The 276-nt window shown below is 63.4% G+C and carries 1 protein-coding gene; it reads left to right on the top strand.

Annotation, left to right across the window (positions count from 1 at the left end):
• The coding region (gene rmuC, locus CH341_RS32450) for a DNA recombination protein RmuC (RefSeq protein ID WP_146604765.1) at positions 1–276 on the top strand (276 nt) is incomplete at both ends.

Below are 276 nucleotides of genomic sequence, written 5' to 3'. Positions count from 1 at the left end.
TCAGGAGCGGTATCTGACCCCCGGTGAGACGCAGGACACGGCCTTCATGTTCGTGCCTTCGGAGACGGTCTTCGCCGAAATCCACGAACGCTTCGAAGAGGTGGTGCAGCGCGCCTACCGGGCGCGCGTCGTCATCGTCTCGCCCTCACTCCTGATGCTGTCGATCCAGGTGATGCAGGCCGTCCTGCGTGATGCGCGGCTGCGCGAGCAGGCACATGTCATCCAGGAAGAGGTGATGTCGCTGATGGAGGATCTTGGGCGCCTCGACGAGCGTGT

Source organism: Rhodoplanes roseus (assembly GCF_003258865.1).
GTDB classification, from domain to species: domain Bacteria; phylum Pseudomonadota; class Alphaproteobacteria; order Rhizobiales; family Xanthobacteraceae; genus Rhodoplanes; species Rhodoplanes roseus.
This window is presented reverse-complemented; position numbering and strand designations above follow the sequence as displayed.